Below are 16316 nucleotides of genomic sequence, written 5' to 3' on the forward strand. Positions count from 1 at the left end.
TTTCAGGTGATATGGCGCTCATTTTTGGTGCAATTACGGTTTCACCAGTCTCAGGCGATATGGCGCTCATTTTTGGTGCAATTACAGTTTCACCAATTTCAGGCGATGTGGCGCTCATTTTTGGTGCGATCGCTTCTAACTCTGGACTGAGCAAACTAGATGGTAACTCAGAATTTAATTGCAGATCATCATTAGTAATATTCCTAAATAAAGTCGATTTATCTTCAACACTATGCGAAGTGGATGACATTATGCTAGGGGTTATACTACTAACAGAATTATTCTCACTTGTAGTGTTGTTTGATGCAACATTTCGTTGTAATTTCGGGATATCCGAATTAGCCTCAACAGGCAAAGGCTCATCTGATACTAATAAGCTATCTTGATTACGATTAATAGGAATGTTGCTTTCATCAAATTGAGCAACATTTTTAGCTGCTGATGATTTGACTGCTTTTTTAGTCTTAGATTTCGGTATTGACTTTTTTTCTGGTGGCTGTTGAGATTTATTTGTTTTTGTTGATTTAGATTTACCTTTATTATTTAGTTTTTGTGAGGTATCATTACTCGTATTTTTTTCAATACGAGTTGGCATTTTCTCTGGAATACTGTCCTTTACTGATTCATTACTATTTTTTAGTAAACTTATTGAATCAGAAGAATCAAACTCAACTAATGGAAACTCACTATTTATACCCTGAGTCTCCTCATTATCCCAATCTATTAATGGTTGTATCGTCAATTCATGTTTACGAGATAAGAAAAATTTAGATGATGTGACTAATGGTGGTTTATTTTGTATGGAACCGATAATATTGCTTTGTGAATTCAGGGAATTAGACTCTTTTTTTAATAACATTTTGTGAGGATAAGATAAAGATGATCTTACCCCCAGTGAATGAACATTATTTCCTAGTGGAGATTGAATAATTTGCATAGTTATAATTGAAAAATAGCCAATTAACTAGAAGGGAAATATCCTGTTTCATCTCGTTCTACAGAATTGCCTCCTCCTGAATCTCTGGCAACTTGTAAACCTTCATAAGCCAAAGTTAATTCTTCAATGGCAACCGCGTTTCCATCTGCTTGTAATGCAGGTGTTTTCCAAGCTATAGGAATAGCACCAATCAAAGTCCAACTCATCATCGTTTCACCAGCTTGATTGAAAATCAAAATATTGACATTGCGTCGAGATGTTTCATCTTCTTCATTAAAAACTGTATTTATCCAGTTCCAAAAACCTGGATGATCGGTAAGTCCACGTTTAAGAGTTATGTCTGCAAATTCTGTATGACCTAAATAAATTCTTTGCTGGTCGTTGACACCACCTTCGTAAAAAACATTTTTCTGAATTTGAACACTTAATCCTGAACATTCAGTGAAAGATGCAGCAATAGAACTGTCTATTTCTACGTAGAAACGATTAGTAGTGACATAATTGTATTCGTGGTCAACGTCGCCTTTAGCAAGGCTGTTAGGAATACCTATTGTATCTCCTGCTCTTCCAAGGGAATTTCCAACCATCACAACCACCTTTGGGAACTATAATTACTTAGCCTTTCTTGCTGCGATCGCAGGTCTTGTAACAAAAGTTTATACACGTGTTCTGTAAGTTGGTCTAAAAGCAGTGAGTCGTTGAGATATTTAGTTGCTGTTTTAACCGCCTTGCTAGCATCAGATGACGCTGAAACCCCGGCGTATCCAGCAGTACCGCCAACATCTCCATCGAACGTGAAAAAAGTTTGTTGCTGTTTTGAGTCCATAAAAAAATCTCTCCTAGAATCAAGGCTAAAGGTACTGCATCAGAATCAAAAGTAGCCAAAAGTCGAACTTCGTCTTTGCCTGAATTTAGACTTTTGATGAATTGTGTTAAAAATGCGATCGCCATACTCTAAATATGTGATCAATCCAGCAAATATTCATCTAGCTACTGCTTGGGAATGAGGAGAAAAAATGGGAGAATATGTAAACCAGTCCAAAAAAGCTACCACTACTTCCTTCTCAATACCATCTCTCAAACACCGAATACCGAGCTTTGGTTTAGAATCCTCATAAACATTTACCCCAAGCAGTTCCATTGGTGCAACCACTTCATAAACCTCTCACCCACGACATTAGTCGAATACCCTTGCGTAATCCCCAAGCAAAACTTTTAATTAGCCAGCTTAAGAATTCAACTGAGAATGCGGTGTGGTTTTTAGACCCAACAGAGGAGTATAAGGGGGACTTTGCAAGTGATCGTCCTCGCAAAGTGATTATCACCCTAATGTTGACGAACGAAGCACAATTTATTCATACTAAGAGTGAAAAATTCGCTGGAGAGAAAGCTTACCCAGATAAGGTAATCATAAAAGAATCTGAGAGAGGTGCATACGGTATCGGACGTAAACTTAAAAAAAATATCGCATCGTTTTTATTGTAGAGGAGCAGGGATCTTTTCGCAGGAGAAGAGAAAGTCCTTTTGATGGGCGTGAAATTGGATGATTTATTTTTTGGAGTTTCCTTATTTGTAGACAGAAGTTACTTCAGGGAAAGCAGAAGTTGCTACAGACTGCGCGAAACACCCAAACGTGAAGCCAGAAGTTACTTCAGGGAAAGCAGAAGTTGCTACAGACTGCGCGAAACACTTAAACGTGAAGCCAGAAGTTACTTTCAAGAAGGCAGTAGTGCGATCCTTCGAGAAATTAAATTGGATGCATCGATTGTCATGCCCAACCATTTATCATGGGATTGTTTTTATTAAACCTGTCACACCCCAAGCTGACGTAGGGGCTAACAATCATAGCGTTGGGATGAATGACCAATTGTAGGGGCGCAAGGCCTTGCGCCCCTACAATTGGTGACTCTTGCTAAACCTAATGCATTAGCTAAAGCTTTTTACTACAATATATATATAGTGAAATTTACTAGATTATCCTGACCAAATCGCAGTGAATCGCCATTAAGCAATCGATATTGCATACCAGGAGTTAGAGAAGTATTGTTTAAATAAATACCATTAGTACTCATGTCAACAATCATGTATGCATTTTGCGACCAGTCCCAATCGACTCGCGCATGACGACGAGAGATTATTCCCTCACTGGGGATGCCTGTCAAGTCAATTTCTGGCGGCGCTATTCCTGGACTCTGACTGCGGCGACCAATATAACCTCCTTCCCCAACGAGATTATATTCTCTTCCGGTGGTATGAATCAACTTTAAGACTGGCGCCCTTTGAGGTGGGGGAGTATAAACAGGCGGTGTTGGTGGATAAGAAACCCGTTCCTGATAGACTGTTGAATAATCAATGCGGGCTTGTTGGGGAACTTGGTAATTAGGTTGGTCTATTGCTGGCCGCTGATACTGAGTAGGTGGTTGTTGACTGGGTGGTTGTTGACTAGGTTCTTGTTGACTGGGTTGTTGTTGACTGGGTTGTTGTGGTGCAGGGGCAACTACATTACCCACAGGAGTGGAACACCAGGGACAAACCTTAGCATTGTTAGGCAGGGCGCGGTTAAAATATTCGCAATTGGGATTAGGGCACCGATTTGCAGGCATAGGAATTTATATCATCAGGCATAGGTTGTAAAGCTACAAGACCTACTTTACTAAGTAAACACTGACCCTGACGAGTAGTTAGCATCTGGGCAAATGTAGAACCACCTGGTAGGCGGCTGCTGTCTTTAGGGTACACTACAAAAATAGGGTATCCCAAGGCGTAGTTTTGGAAAGTCGTGACATCAACATAATAATCATCATGTTGACACAAATCATCTGAGGGAGTAATTGAGCGGCGATCGCGCCGTTGAAACAGAGGTTGAATCGCTGACTTGTTGCCATCTGCGATCGCTAGGGGATAGCCAGTACACTGAGTCCAAGTTTTACTGATAATCCCAAAACTGATGATACCAGGAGTTCGCCCCTTTAGAGTTTCGCTGCGTATCTGGTTTTGGGTTTTTGTTGTGTCAAGTTTACTAACCTTTGCTTTAAATAAAGCTTCGTCCTGAGGGGCATTTTTAAGAACTATTTCTTTAAATTTACTGATTGCTTCCGGTTCAGTTGGGGCCAAAGGTATCAGAGTCAGATTTGGAAGTTTAGGACTAATTTGCTGCCAATTAGTAATTTTACCTGTATAAATTTGACGCAATTGCTCAAGACTTATTTCCCCTCCAAGAGCGTTAGCAAGATTTGAGTCTCTCTTATTAAATGCTACAAAAACCAGTAACCCATCATAAGCAACTGGTTTTTTAGCAAGTTTATCTGTGATATTATCTACCAAACTAGTCATTGCAAAATCTTTTTTGCTTGTTTGGACTTCTTCGATACTTTTAATCGGATTATCTATATTTGATGACAAAACAGATTCATAATTAAATGTTGCTGTTGCATCTGACTTTGGTCTGGTCAATAAATCTTCTAAATGATTGTTGTCCACTGGTTGTGTCAAAATATAGCTCCATGTACTGTCTTTTTCTCCTGTATAAGTAAATTGTCCGGAAGGAATGTTGGGGACTTCAGAGAAATTCCGCACAAGTTTCGACCATTGTATATATTGATTAGAACTATCTGTTTTCTTACCCCAAAGCCAATACCAAATTCCTCCCCCAAGTAGTAATACCAGAATTAGTAGCAGAATTAAAGGGATTGGGAAACGCTTTTCTATTTCTTGAGAAGCTGGCGATCGCGCTGAACTTTTGCCATGATCCTCTTTAGGAAGTTTTAGCAGTGCTTGACGAGCTGCTTCTGCACTCTCGAAACGATTTTCCAGCCCAATTAGTTGATAAATAAACTGTTTTAAATGACTATCACTATCTGGCCATTGTTGATTATCTCTAAGATTGAGAGGCTGGTTAGATGACAAATTAGTTGTGCGTCCTGCCCATAAAGAAAAGGCTACCAATCCTAATGATTCTAAATCTTGCTCAAGTCTGGCAGGTGCGGGTTTAGCAATAATGGGCGGAAGAAATAAGTTTTCCCAGATAGCTAAATCACAAAAGTATATAGAAAATTTTTGATTATTTTCTACTTTAATTAAAGTACTATCTAAATTGATGTTGCCGTGAGTGATACCCAGTTGTATTTGGTTGGAGGGAAAGCGCAGCTTTTGAGTGTGGAGAAACTGGAGAGTTTGTAGACCTTGATTTAGGACTTCACGCACCTCAATAGATGTCATTGCTCCCTTCTCGATCAGATATTTTCCTAAAGTTTGGGATGCCTCTACTCCTTTAGTAATTAAATAACAGCGTTCTCCTTTTTCATCAGCGATCGCTTCTTTAGTTTCGACAAGACGGAAGTTTTGAATTCTATTATCGGCTAAACTTACCCCACCCACCTGTTTGAAAGTCTCTTTCCGCTTTCGAGTCTCGCTTTCATTAAAAGAACGATTGGGTAGCAGGTATTCTTTGATGATTACAGGCTGTTTGTCTTTGAGTTGGATACCTGAATATAAGCGGCCTAAACCTTGCACACCAACAAAACTAGCTATTTGATAAGTCCCCTGATTTCCTTTAATCTCAGCCTGCTGCGGTAAAGTTGCTGGAAAACCACATTCCAAGCAAAACTTAGCACCCTTGATTTGCTGCGCCGTTTGGAAGGGGCGATCGCAATTTAAGGGAGAATTGTATGAGCAGGGGTATTCTTGATAAAAAGATTCAAATGAAGGCATATACAAAGAGTTTCGTGAATTGCGCTGATTACTTCTGTCGCGCTCAAGCGTGAACTAATCCTAACTTGAGAGCAGCCACAATAGCTTGAGTCCGGCTAGTAACCTTCAATTTTTCAAAAATACTTGTGAGATGCGCCTTAACAGTAGCAACTGTTACATATAAATGTTTGGCGATTTCTTCATTAGAAGCACCTTGAGTTAACCAGTGTAAAACTTCTTGCTCTCTTTGGGTTAAATGCACCTCATGAGATGCTTTCATACTAGAGTTTGAATAAGCCTGAAAAAACCGGAAAAATCGACTAGCTACCTCTGAAGGTAGATAAATTTCTGACCTTGTAACAATGTCAATAGCTTCACACAATTGTGTTGCCAAACGATTTTTAAACACATAACCTGCGGCTCCCGCCTGCATTGCTCTAAAAATCCAGTCATCTTCTTGATGAGCCGACAAGACTAAAACCTTGCCAGTGTAAGCAGTTTCCTTAAGACGTGTCAAAATTGTAATCCCATCACATCCTTTCAATTGCATATCCAGCAAAATTAAATCTGGACACTTCTGGGCTGTTAATTTTAAAACTTGCTCTACAGTATCAGCATCACCCACAACTTCTACAGGTAAAGCAGAATTAATACTATAAAAGTTGAGGAGGGTACGTAATCCCTGGCGGAAGCGTTCTTCATCATCTACCAGCAAAACTGAAAGTTTTTTATGATCATTAGTCATATTTGTAATTACGAATTACGTTAGCGTAGCGGGGCGTAGCCCATTACGAATTATAAATTATTTATCTACTCCTTGGCCGAGGTAAAATCAGGGAAAATTGCGCTCCCTTTTCTGACAAAACTTGTGCCCAGATACTTCCTTGATGATCCAAAATAATTTTTTTAGCGATAGTTAAACCCAGCCCTGTACCTCCTCTACGTCGGGAATAAAATGGGGTAAATACTTTTTGTAAATCCTCTTGAGATAGTCCTGGCCCTTGATCTAAGATTTTAATTAAAACTTCATCTTGAAAAATTTGCCAGCTGCAGGTAATAGTTCCTGAATTAGGACTGAAATGAACAGCATTACTGAGGATATTGTCAAAGACTTGTTTCATTTGCAATCTGTCTATTTTCAGTATTGTCGATGTATCGGGAATCGATATTTTAATTTTCTTCTGATTAATTAGAGGTTGTAAATTTGTGATACTTTCAACTACCAAATTTCTTAAATCTTGAAATGTTACCCTTAATTTTGCACTTTGACCACAATCAATAAGCTCATTTAAATTAGTATCTAAATCTTCTATGCTTTCGCCAATGATTGTTGCTTGCTCTTGCCAAGGACTATCCTTTAACCCTAAGTATAAGTTATGTGCATACAATCCGATAAGTCCTAGAGAGTTACGCAATTGATGACCTACTCGATGCAAGATATTTTCTAGGAGTTGAATTTCAGTTTTTTGTCTTCCATAGTCTAAGTAAATGTCTGTATACTTACTTAGGAGCATCGCAGAGCGTTTTACGTATAATTGCAAACTAGATGACAAAGGTTCGTGAGTAATGATTTGAATGTATTCAGGTTTTTGATTTCTATAGCCTATGGGGCAAATGTAAGAAATGGATGAAAAGTCCTTAAGTCTAAATTCATGTAAAGTCAAAACAGGCGGAAAGTCTGTAAGCCATGCTTCTGACCGTAAATAAGCTAAAATTTTTGGCGAAAAAGAAGCTTGGTCTTGACCATAATTTATAACTTCCTGATGATTTTTTAGCAAATAATCATGATAGACAATCCGAGCGAAAAAAATTGGATACTGACTAGTTAGCTGCTCAGACTCTAGCTGACAAAAGCTTTGAATATCTGAGGAATTCAAATAATTAGAGCCATTTTCTAGTTTTTGTACAGAAAAGCCTAGTGTCATAGCTTTAACTCGCTTTTTGCAACCAAATATTTTTACTTTTCTGGTGACCAGTATAAAATTATGCAGTTTAAAGAATGTTTATTTTTTTGTTAAGTTATCTTATTAGATAATTTATACAAACAAAGAATTATTAAGTCTATATTCACAGGTGCTTCTCACTGTTCTAAGTATAGATAGGTATATAGCAGTCTCATATATTATAATAATTCGATAAATTTTCTGGGATGGGCGTTTTGCTTATCCTATTTAGTACTCTGCCAAGGCAACAATGCTTAGTCCTGATTACGAACTTATTGATCTATCAAAGTTGGTCTAGTGGACTAGTGGGCTTTTCGGCCCACCCTACAAAAAAATGTAGTGCGTCCAATTAATAACTGCTCCAGACTAATCTACAAACTGAAGTTGCTGCTTTTCGGATTCTTGAAAAACTAATATCTCCCAGCCCCCTCAATCATCATTCTGGACGAGCTGGGGACTGGGGATAAAGGAGCAGGGGGAGAGAAAAAATGCTTAACCCAAGCGTATTAGCCTATGCCCCATGCCCAATACGCAATGCCCAATGCCCTATCCCAAAATATCGACAAAAGTCTAATTAACTTTAGAAGGCTGATACATATATTGTAGATGCATCTGGATTTGCTACCAGCACAACACCTTCATGTTTGTCTTCGTTCTTCAAACTTTAGCTGAAATTCTCGCTGGAGGAACCTCACTTACCAGTACGGAGCAAATTGACTTTAGCCATCCTTCTACTCGAAGGGAAGAGGGAGCAGGCCCGACTCTCAATTTATATATTTATGATATTCGTCACAGTAAGCAGGCTCAACAAGCCGGAAGGCAAGTTGAACGTAATATTACACGCCATCTACAATCTGGCGCTGTAAATTGGGAACCTACTTGGTTTGATATTTCAGTGGTATTAACAGCCTGGGATAGGACGACTTTAGGCGAGCATCACTTCCTCAGTGAAGCATTGACCGTACTTCTACGCCATCAAGCTTTGGAGGAGGAGTTTTTAGTTCCTGAATTACGGGGTTATGGTAGTTTACGTATGGTAATTGGAATACAGCCGTCACTTGAGATTGGCGGCATATGGGGCGCTCTTCATGTACCTTTGCGTTCAGCCATATATTTAACAATAAGCGTGCCTTTTAATACGCCACCTACCGCAACACCTTTGGTTTGGGAACGAATTTTTGACCAGCGAAATAAAATGGATGGGTATGGAATAGAAGGGCATGGTAGCAACCAAATTATCACTAGGCGAGTAGTAATTGGAGGTTACGTCAAGAGTGCGACAACAAATCTGCCACTGCTGGCGACAAAAGTTACTCTGCAGGGAACTACAAAATTCATGGAAAGCAACAAAGAAGGACTGTTCTTTTTTGAAAACCTTGAGAGAGGTAACTATGTTTTAAATCTAAATTGTCCTGGCTATTTACCCAAGAATGTTAATGCATTGGTAGATAACCAAGGTTATACCTTCAAAGAAATATTTCTAACTCCTGAATAATTAAGTTTTTACTGACTTGGAGAGACTTTTATGGCTAGACTTGATTACTTTGCTCCTGGTGTCTATATTGAAGAATTTGACCGAGGGAGCCGACCGATTGAAGGTGTTAGCACAGCAATTGCCGGGTTTGTAGGCTTTACAGAAGATATTCGAGATGATGCTGAACTATTTAAGCCGATGTTGGTGACTAATTGGACGCAATATCTCAACTATTTTGCCCATCTTAATTCTGATGGTTTCACTGATTTCAACGCCTACTTACCCTTTGCAGTCTATGGCTACTTCATGAATGGTGGCGGTCGCTGCTGGGTGACAAGCATTGGCACTCAATTACCAAACGCACCCAAAGCCGCGACTCCAGAACCTGCTATTCTAAGAATCAACGCTCGAGGCAATCGTCCAGCCTTGCGGTTTACTTTGCGCCCTGAGCAAGCAGCAGACGGATTAGTAAACATCTTAATTATTGAAGGTTCCCCTCGTGCCCTACCTGAAGGTACTGAAGGAGAAGCTGCTCCAAATACAGGAGAATATTTCACAATCGAGATTCGTCGGGGAGATGAGCTTTTAGAGCAATACCAGAACTTGACGATGAACCGCGATCCTAATGCTCAAGTAGCAACTTATGCGCTGACAGCATTGAGAAATTCTATGTATATCAGTGTAGAAGACATTACTCAAAGCGGGCAGCCTTTAACTCGCCGTCCGGTCAATGGTCAGTACGAACTAGCGCCACCAATTGTTGCCACTCAGCCGGATAGACTTCCACAAGATATAGAAGGGGTACGAGATGATCGCACAGGGGTACGCGGTATTTTTGAAATTGATGAAATCACAATGGTGGCTTGCCCTGATCTGATGCGGGCTTATCAAGAACAAGTGCTGAACTTGGATCAAGTCCACGGGATCATGGAACTGATGATCAGCATGTGCGAAGGTTCTGCCAGTGGCGATATTCCTAATCCACCCAACCGCATGGTTTTACTTGATGCACCACCTGATGCCGTTAAACCCCAACAAGTAGTGAATTGGTTGAATAGATTTAACCGCCGTTCGATGTTTGCAGCCCTTTACTATCCTTGGATCAAAGTTGCTAACCCGCGCGATCGCGGCAATCCCATTCTAGTACCTCCTTGTGGTCATATGATGGGTGTTTGGGGACGCACCGACGAAACCAGAGGTGTCTTTAAAGCGCCTGCAAATGAAGTACCCAGAGGCGTAATTGGTTTAGGTTATGATACCAATTTCCGCGAACAGGAACTATTGAACCCCCTTGGTATCAATTGCATTCGCAATTTCCCGAACCGAGGTATCCGCATTTGGGGAGCACGAACTTTAGTTGAGCCAGATAAAACAGAATGGCGTTATATCAGCGTGCGTCGATTGATTAGTTACCTAGAAAAATCAATTGAACTGGGCACTCAATGGGCAGTTTTTGAACCGAATGATCAAGATTTGTGGGCGCGTGTCAGACGTACTGTCAGTAACTTTTTAGAGCGGATTTGGCGTGAGGGTGCTTTATTTGGAGATTCCGCAGCACAGGCATTTTATGTTAAATGCGATGCGGAATTGAATCCACCAGAAACTATAATTTTAGGTCGTTTGTATATCGAAGTAGGTGTTTGCCCCGTTAGACCGGCAGAGTTTGTGATCTTCCGTATCAGTCAATGGAATGCACTTGATGAGGGATAACTGATTAAGCTAACCGGCTTCATATTGCACTATTTTCTGTGAGAATGTCATTAATCATTAGTTCTTTGTAAACACAAATGACTAATCACAGCCCATAATGCGTAATAGCTTACTATATTTCTGCAATTTTTCCACACTATTAATTTATTAGGAGATGAGATTCTCATGCCAAACGAATATATTGGTGCTTCAGTCTTTTACTTTAATGCAGAAGGTATTGAAGAGAAATTCGTTAAATCAGTTACAGGATTGGGCTTAAAAAATAATGCCACTACAACTGTTAGAGGTTCAGGCAAAAGTGGTAAGGTAATCCGTCAAAACACCCCAGGACAGGTAGAACATAATAATGTGACAATTACCTTGAATTACAATGGTGACAATAGCATCTACGATTGGTATTTAAAGTGTAGCAGAGATGGAGAAGCGCGTCAGTGGGATGACAACCGGAAAGCAGTTTCGGTTGTTGGTTATGCCCAAGATAGATCAACTGAAGTAATCCGGCTAAATTTTACAAATTGCTTTCCTGTATCATATACAGCCCCAGAATTCGATGCTACAAATAGTGATTTGGTAACAGAGGCGATTGAAATAGCTATTGAGGGTTTTAAGATTGAAAGAAGTACAAAGTCCCTGAGTAATTGAAGGTAAAACTCAATTGTTCGGTTTGATTTAGCTATTTGTCATAGGCATGAGGTTGCTATAACTTGTAAATAGCAACCTTAACTGCACTATTAATTTATTAGGAGATGAGATTCTCATGGCAAATGAATATATTGGTGCTTCAGTCTTTTACTTTAATGCAGAAGGCATTGAGGAAAAATTCGTTAAATCAATCTCAGCATTTAGTGAGAAAAATAATGCCACTACACAAATTAGAGGTTCAGGCAAAAGTGGTAAGGTAATCCGTCAAAATACTCCGGGACAGGCGGAATCGGATAATGTAACAATTACCTTGAATTACAATGGTGACAATAGCATCTACGATTGGTATTTAAAGTGTAGCAGAGATGGAGAAGCGCGTCAGTGGGAAGACAACCGGAAAGCAGTTTCAGTTGTTGGTTATGCCCAAGATAGATCAACTGAAGTAATCCGGATAAATTTTACAAATTGCTTTCCTGTATCATATACAGCCCCAGAATTCGATGCTACAAATAATGATTTGGTAACAGAGGCAATTGAAATAGCTATTGAGGGTTTTAAGATTGAAAGAAGTACAAATGCCCTGAGTAATTGAGGGTAAAACTTAATTGTTCAGTTAGATAGCAACTTGAACTGGACTATTAACTTATTATCAAATGAGATTCTCATGTAACAAATAGTGATCTGGTAACAGAGGCGATTAAAATAGCTATTGAGAGTTTTCATATCGAATCAAGTCAAAAAACCCTCCCAACTTAAGGGTAAAATTCAATTGTTCGGTTTTATTTAGCTATTTGTTTTTGGTAGGAGGTTACAATAACTTATAGATAGCAACCTTAACTGCTAAATTAAATTAGATTTGCATCAAAACTCAAACTCTCAATATATACTATGGTAATCACAAAAATCGCTTCAAAGTTAGGCTCGAAAGAGTTTCTTACAAAATATCGTTTTTTTGTAGGACTAAACTTAGGCTGGAATGATAGCGATACCTACTTTTTAGAATGCCAAGGTTTCACAAGAACTCTGGACGTAATTGAAATTTGTGAAGTCACTTCTCAAAAGTGGGGAGATGCATCAAAAGGTAAACCAGTTAGAACTAAACTTCCTGGCAATGCTAAGAGTGGTAATATTATTTTGCGTAAAGGTTTGACCACATATGCATCTTGGTGGGAATGGTTTGAAAAAGTCGAAACAGGTGAGTGGAAGGAACAACGTAAAAATATTTATTTATCTATTTACAACCAAGAGGGTAAGGAAAGAGCTAGATTTGAATTAAATGGTGCTTGGCCTACTAGTTACAAAATTAGTGATTTTGACGCTACCAGTCATGAAATAGAAATTGAAGAGATGGAGATTGCTTTTGAGGAATTTCAACGCCAGGATCCTAGTTTAATGGGTTATTTTTAATGAATTATTAAGCTCATAAACAATTTGTCAATCAACAATAGTGCTTAACATTCTGCCGAAATCGCTAAAAAACATATTTTTAAGCTAGCAATGTCGTACCTTTACGGGAAAACAAGCTACGCATAGCGTTTCGTAGAGAAGGCTGGCTACGCCTGTGCGTCATATTTCAAAGCACCATTTATTCTTTACACTCACAATTCAGTATTAAGCTGAATTTGATACTGAATTAATCGGCTGATTTGTAGAGTAAATACTATTACCAAAACTGATTTTGTTTTAACCTATTACGAATGCGCGTGAAGTAATTAGGAGGACTATGTTTCCTACAGAGTTTGAATTTACACTGCCTAAAGGGTATCTAGACTCTGAAGGCAACCTCCACCGCAAAGGTGTAATGCGGTTATCAACGGCGATAGACGAGATTTCACCCTTGCGTGACCCACGCGTTAAAGCTAATCCCGTTTATGCCACAATTATTATCTTGTCGCGAGTAATCACCCGTTTGGGTGCTTTACCACAAGTGTCTCCAGCAATAGTAGAAAACTTTTTTGCCCAAGATTTAAATTACCTTCAAGATTTTTACCGTCGAATCAATGGATTGGAGGGCGAAACTTCCATACCAGAAGATACAATAAATTCCCCCGAACCACTTATTCATAATTGAGTTCGGGAATGGGGAATAGGGGGATGAGGGAGATGAAAAAGCAGGGGGAGCAGGGAGCAGAGGGGCAAAGGAGCAAAGGAGCGGAGGGGAAAAAGACTATACAGAAATTACTCTTTATTCCCCCTATCTCCTTCGCTCCCTATCCCCCTATTCCCCATGCCTAATGCCCCATGCCCAATACCCATTCCCCAATCCCCAAATTACCTATGCGCCGTAAAAAGGATACTCTCTGCACAGAATTTGCCTTCACTCTTCCTAGAGGGTTGAGTGATGGTGAAAACCGAGTACATCGTCAGGGGGTGATGCGTTTAGCCACCGCCAAAGATGAAATTTTGGTGCAACAAGAGCGCAGAGTTCAAGAAAATCCAGCTTACGGCGTCTTGGTGATGCTTGCACTGGTTATTACTCGCTTGGGCAGTTTCAACTCTGTTAGTCCTGATTTACTCGAAGGACTTCTCCTACATGACATTGCTTATCTCCGAGAATTTTACAATCGAATCAATCAGCAAGGCAATGTACACATTCCGACACAATGTCCCCACTGCAATACTCAATTTTCAGTGGAGCTAGAACTAGCGGGGGAGTCCTAAGCTACCCCTCTGATACTTTATATGAGGAGGTAGCTTTTATTGCTTATCATTTTCACTGGTCACAAGATGATATTTTAAACTTAGAACATACTACCCGTCAGCGCTGGGTAGCAGAAATCAATAAAATTAACCAAAAAATAATATGAAAGTAAAAGTCAGCTACTCACCAAATCTAAATGAAGTCAATGAAGTTGACCTGACCATAGAAACTACAACCAGAGGAGAATGGTTAATAGGTCGTTCTCCTGATTCTGATTTAGTCTTAGACAGCCCTGATATCAGTCGGTTACATGCTAAGTTTTTTGTTAAAGGTGGAAATTACTACTTCTCTGACCTTGGTAGTAGAAATGGCTCAATATTTAACGGTAAACAGGCTGAAAAAGACCGACCATATTCTTTGAGTGATGGAGACGTTATCCGGATTGCAGATTACGTTTTGATCTTGGAAGGAGTTACTCCCGCCTATGAGCAAGCAGAGACAGTCTTTAGAATTATAGATCCTTCACTATTTTCTCGGCCGCGATCGCCTGAAAATGTCAGTGCTTCCAATGTTGCTAATCCAGCCTCAGAAGTAGTTAACCAAGTTCCAGCGCCAATTAGTAACGAAGTAGATACACCTGAAATTAATCCTCCTTCCCCAGAAATAAGCAAAATCTCAGAAGTTGTTGCAACTAAACCTGATGATGTCATCCCTAAAAACATCATTCAGTCACCAGAAGCAGTCAGCGAAGTTCCACACGATGTCCATGATCAAGTTGGGGATTTGCGGACATCAGTTGCAGCAGAAGTCAGCGCAGATGTTGAGGAAGTAGAAGTTCCAAAAGTCAACGAAGCCTCAGAAGTTTCTTCTACTATAGCTGATGATGCGATCGCTTCACCTGAAAACATCATTGAAACTCCTGAAGAGGAAAGTGTTCTTCCACAAACCACTCACCATGAGGAAGCAGCACTGGCGGCAGAATCTACTTTCGTACAGCGGCCTGATATAAATGCTACTCCTGAAGCTACTCACGATGAGGATGCAGAGTTGGAGGCAGCACTAGAAGCAGAAGTCACCTACGTTCAGCCACGTGATATTTTCAGCGAAGTTCCTGCACAGGAGAGTAGCGCTCCCAAATCTACCTCCGATGAGGATGCAGAGTTGGAAGCAGCACTGGAAGCAGAAGTCACCTTCGTGCAGCCGCGTGATATTTTCAGCGAAGTTCCTGCACAGGAGAGTGCCGTTGCAGAAGCTACCCATAATGAAGTAGTAGATTTAGATACACCAGTTACAGAAGTTGATACAGATGTTGACGAGGTTGTCAAGGAAGTTGCTGAAGATGCGGGCATTAAACAGCAAGAAACATTGAATCAAGTACCAGAGGAAGAGAGCAAAGTTACACAAGATACCAATGATGAAGTAGTAGATTTGGATACGTCAGTTACAAGAGAAGACAGCGCAGATGTTGAAGAAGCAGAACCTAGTTCTGCTATTGATGAAACAGAAAGCAAAGTTCCTGAGATCATCAGTGAAACTATTGAAGAGGTTTCTGAAGTAGAAGCAACTCAATCTGATGAAACTCCAGAAGAAACAAATGTAAGTGAGCCTTCTCAAATGATTATTGAAGGAAATATAGTACTAATTGCTCACGAAAGCAAGAAATCAGAACTTGCGGAATTTGTTTCTCAACATCAGGAATTTTTCTCGCAGAGTTTTACAATTACCTGGCCATCTGTTAGCGAAGTCTTACAAAAACATGCGGGGATAACTATTAGTCAAGAAACCCCCGCACCAACTTCTGGAGGATATCAAACAATTGCTTCATTGGTTGGATCAGGAGAAATTTTAGCATTTATTTTCCTGAGAGATTTGCTACAACCTCAGCCTAATCAAGCAAATGAAGAAGCACTGCTAAGGTTATGCAATATTAATCAAGTTTTACTGGCAACTAATTTGCCAACAGCAGAGGCGATCGTGCATTATCTTAAATCAACAGCAGATTAGCACTAAATTATTCATTGAACAATAATATTCCCGACTTCTTTAAGAAGTCGGGAATATTATTGTTTTTTTAGACAATAAACGCTAGGGGCACAGCATTGCTGTACCCTCCATCCAAACCAGAACCGCTATATTTTATCGTAAGCACTATTCTCGTTGAGACTAAAAGCGCCCTCCCAATCCAGGAGAGCGCTTTTTGATTTAGCTAAACTTTACTATCTAACCATTGATAGCAGGAGCGGTTAGAGCTACAGGAGCAAAATCACCTGCTGCCAAATC

19 protein-coding genes are annotated in these 16316 nt (G+C 39.8%); 11 read left to right on the forward strand and 8 right to left on the reverse strand.

Going from position 1 to position 16316, the window contains the following annotated elements; translation table 11 throughout:
- The 4 genes from V7K21_RS18835 to V7K21_RS18850 all read right to left on the reverse strand — a co-directional run.
- The coding region (locus tag V7K21_RS18835; RefSeq protein ID WP_335176766.1) for a hypothetical protein at positions 1 to 937 on the reverse strand (937 nt) is incomplete at its 3' end.
- Between the two features lie 23 nt (positions 938 to 960).
- The gene (locus V7K21_RS18840) at positions 961 to 1524 is read right to left on the reverse strand and encodes a phage tail protein (RefSeq protein ID WP_335176768.1); all 564 of its coding nucleotides are present in this window, start codon (positions 1522 to 1524) and stop codon (positions 961 to 963) included.
- Positions 1524 to 1763, reverse strand: coding sequence for a hypothetical protein (locus tag V7K21_RS18845; RefSeq protein ID WP_335176770.1), 240 nt, complete (start codon positions 1761 to 1763; stop codon positions 1524 to 1526). The genes V7K21_RS18840 and V7K21_RS18845 overlap by 1 nt, the downstream gene beginning before the upstream one ends.
- 156 nt (positions 1764 to 1919) lie before the next feature.
- A complete protein-coding gene (locus V7K21_RS18850; protein WP_335176772.1) occupies positions 1920 to 2090 on the reverse strand; it encodes a hypothetical protein in 171 nt (56 codons plus the stop codon).
- A 38-nt stretch (positions 2091 to 2128) separates the two neighbouring features.
- Between V7K21_RS18850 and V7K21_RS18855 the strand changes: the two genes are divergently transcribed.
- Both V7K21_RS18855 and V7K21_RS18860 read left to right on the forward strand, forming a co-directional pair.
- A complete protein-coding gene (locus V7K21_RS18855; protein ID WP_335176774.1) occupies positions 2129 to 2422 on the forward strand; it encodes a hypothetical protein in 294 nt (97 codons plus the stop codon).
- A gap of 148 nt (positions 2423 to 2570) precedes the next feature.
- The gene (locus tag V7K21_RS18860; protein ID WP_335176776.1) at positions 2571 to 2810 is read left to right on the forward strand and encodes a hypothetical protein; all 240 of its coding nucleotides are present in this window, start codon (positions 2571 to 2573) and stop codon (positions 2808 to 2810) included.
- Between the two features lie 70 nt (positions 2811 to 2880).
- Here V7K21_RS18860 and V7K21_RS18865 read toward each other — a convergent pair whose 3' ends face one another.
- From V7K21_RS18865 to V7K21_RS18880, 4 genes are all read right to left on the reverse strand, one after another.
- The gene (locus V7K21_RS18865; RefSeq protein ID WP_335176778.1) at positions 2881 to 3540 is read right to left on the reverse strand and encodes an FHA domain-containing protein; all 660 of its coding nucleotides are present in this window, start codon (positions 3538 to 3540) and stop codon (positions 2881 to 2883) included.
- Entirely contained in the window at positions 3518 to 5647 is a 2130-nt protein-coding gene (locus V7K21_RS18870; protein ID WP_335176781.1) for a substrate-binding domain-containing protein, read from the reverse strand. The genes V7K21_RS18865 and V7K21_RS18870 overlap by 23 nt, the downstream gene beginning before the upstream one ends.
- A gap of 43 nt (positions 5648 to 5690) precedes the next feature.
- On the reverse strand, positions 5691 to 6371 hold the full coding sequence (locus V7K21_RS18875) for a response regulator transcription factor (protein WP_335176783.1): 681 nt from the start codon (positions 6369 to 6371) through the stop codon (positions 5691 to 5693).
- A gap of 61 nt (positions 6372 to 6432) precedes the next feature.
- Entirely contained in the window at positions 6433 to 7404 is a 972-nt protein-coding gene (locus V7K21_RS18880; RefSeq protein ID WP_335176785.1) for a sensor histidine kinase, read from the reverse strand.
- Between the two features lie 805 nt (positions 7405 to 8209).
- Between V7K21_RS18880 and V7K21_RS18885 the strand changes: the two genes are divergently transcribed.
- From V7K21_RS18885 to V7K21_RS18925, 9 genes are all read left to right on the forward strand, one after another.
- Positions 8210 to 9064 carry a Pvc16 family protein gene (locus V7K21_RS18885; protein ID WP_335176787.1) on the forward strand — a complete coding sequence of 285 codons (855 nt, stop codon included), beginning with the start codon at positions 8210 to 8212 and terminating at the stop codon, positions 9062 to 9064.
- Positions 9065 to 9094: 30 nt separating this feature from the next.
- A complete protein-coding gene (locus V7K21_RS18890) occupies positions 9095 to 10753 on the forward strand; it encodes a phage tail sheath family protein (RefSeq protein ID WP_335176788.1) in 1659 nt (552 codons plus the stop codon).
- 165 nt (positions 10754 to 10918) lie between these two features.
- Positions 10919 to 11395: a phage tail protein gene (locus tag V7K21_RS18895; protein WP_335176789.1), complete on the forward strand. Its 477-nt coding sequence runs from the start codon at positions 10919 to 10921 to the stop codon at positions 11393 to 11395.
- Between the two features lie 115 nt (positions 11396 to 11510).
- The gene (locus tag V7K21_RS18900) at positions 11511 to 11987 is read left to right on the forward strand and encodes a phage tail protein (protein WP_335176791.1); all 477 of its coding nucleotides are present in this window, start codon (positions 11511 to 11513) and stop codon (positions 11985 to 11987) included.
- Positions 11988 to 12283: 296 nt separating this feature from the next.
- Complete coding sequence (locus V7K21_RS18905) at positions 12284 to 12802, forward strand: phage tail protein (RefSeq protein WP_335176793.1); 519 nt, start codon at positions 12284 to 12286, stop codon at positions 12800 to 12802.
- Positions 12803 to 13118: 316 nt separating this feature from the next.
- Complete coding sequence (locus V7K21_RS18910; protein WP_335176795.1) at positions 13119 to 13466, forward strand: hypothetical protein; 348 nt, start codon at positions 13119 to 13121, stop codon at positions 13464 to 13466.
- 206 nt (positions 13467 to 13672) lie between these two features.
- Positions 13673 to 14056 carry a phage tail assembly protein gene (locus V7K21_RS18915; protein ID WP_334960124.1) on the forward strand — a complete coding sequence of 128 codons (384 nt, stop codon included), beginning with the start codon at positions 13673 to 13675 and terminating at the stop codon, positions 14054 to 14056.
- Positions 13999 to 14202 (forward strand): DUF6760 family protein, encoded by a 204-nt coding sequence (locus tag V7K21_RS18920; protein WP_334724994.1) that lies wholly within the window; start codon positions 13999 to 14001, stop codon positions 14200 to 14202. Before V7K21_RS18915 ends, V7K21_RS18920 begins: the two co-directional genes overlap by 58 nt.
- Positions 14199 to 16040 (forward strand): FHA domain-containing protein, encoded by a 1842-nt coding sequence (locus V7K21_RS18925; protein ID WP_335176797.1) that lies wholly within the window; start codon positions 14199 to 14201, stop codon positions 16038 to 16040. The genes V7K21_RS18920 and V7K21_RS18925 overlap by 4 nt, the downstream gene beginning before the upstream one ends.
- The last annotated feature ends 276 nt before the right edge of the window (positions 16041 to 16316 follow it).

This window comes from Nostoc sp. (assembly GCF_036919595.1).
Taxonomy (GTDB): domain Bacteria; phylum Cyanobacteriota; class Cyanobacteriia; order Cyanobacteriales; family Nostocaceae; genus Nostoc.

Coding starts and splice junctions, on each gene's coding strand:
- V7K21_RS18840 (WP_335176768.1), bottom strand. CDS start 1,524: ATGGTTGGAAATTCCCTTGGAAGAGCAGGAGATACAATAGGTATTCCT.
- V7K21_RS18845 (WP_335176770.1), bottom strand. CDS start 1,763: ATGGACTCAAAACAGCAACAAACTTTTTTCACGTTCGATGGAGATGTT.
- V7K21_RS18865 (WP_335176778.1), bottom strand. CDS start 3,540: ATGCCTGCAAATCGGTGCCCTAATCCCAATTGCGAATATTTTAACCGC.
- V7K21_RS18870 (WP_335176781.1), bottom strand. CDS start 5,647: ATGCCTTCATTTGAATCTTTTTATCAAGAATACCCCTGCTCATACAAT.
- V7K21_RS18875 (WP_335176783.1), bottom strand. CDS start 6,371: ATGACTAATGATCATAAAAAACTTTCAGTTTTGCTGGTAGATGATGAA.
- V7K21_RS18885 (WP_335176787.1), top strand. CDS start 8,210: ATGTTTGTCTTCGTTCTTCAAACTTTAGCTGAAATTCTCGCTGGAGGA.
- V7K21_RS18890 (WP_335176788.1), top strand. CDS start 9,095: ATGGCTAGACTTGATTACTTTGCTCCTGGTGTCTATATTGAAGAATTT.
- V7K21_RS18895 (WP_335176789.1), top strand. CDS start 10,919: ATGCCAAACGAATATATTGGTGCTTCAGTCTTTTACTTTAATGCAGAA.
- V7K21_RS18900 (WP_335176791.1), top strand. CDS start 11,511: ATGGCAAATGAATATATTGGTGCTTCAGTCTTTTACTTTAATGCAGAA.
- V7K21_RS18905 (WP_335176793.1), top strand. CDS start 12,284: ATGGTAATCACAAAAATCGCTTCAAAGTTAGGCTCGAAAGAGTTTCTT.
- V7K21_RS18910 (WP_335176795.1), top strand. CDS start 13,119: ATGTTTCCTACAGAGTTTGAATTTACACTGCCTAAAGGGTATCTAGAC.
- V7K21_RS18915 (WP_334960124.1), top strand. CDS start 13,673: ATGCGCCGTAAAAAGGATACTCTCTGCACAGAATTTGCCTTCACTCTT.
- V7K21_RS18920 (WP_334724994.1), top strand. CDS start 13,999: ATGTCCCCACTGCAATACTCAATTTTCAGTGGAGCTAGAACTAGCGGG.
- V7K21_RS18925 (WP_335176797.1), top strand. CDS start 14,199: ATGAAAGTAAAAGTCAGCTACTCACCAAATCTAAATGAAGTCAATGAA.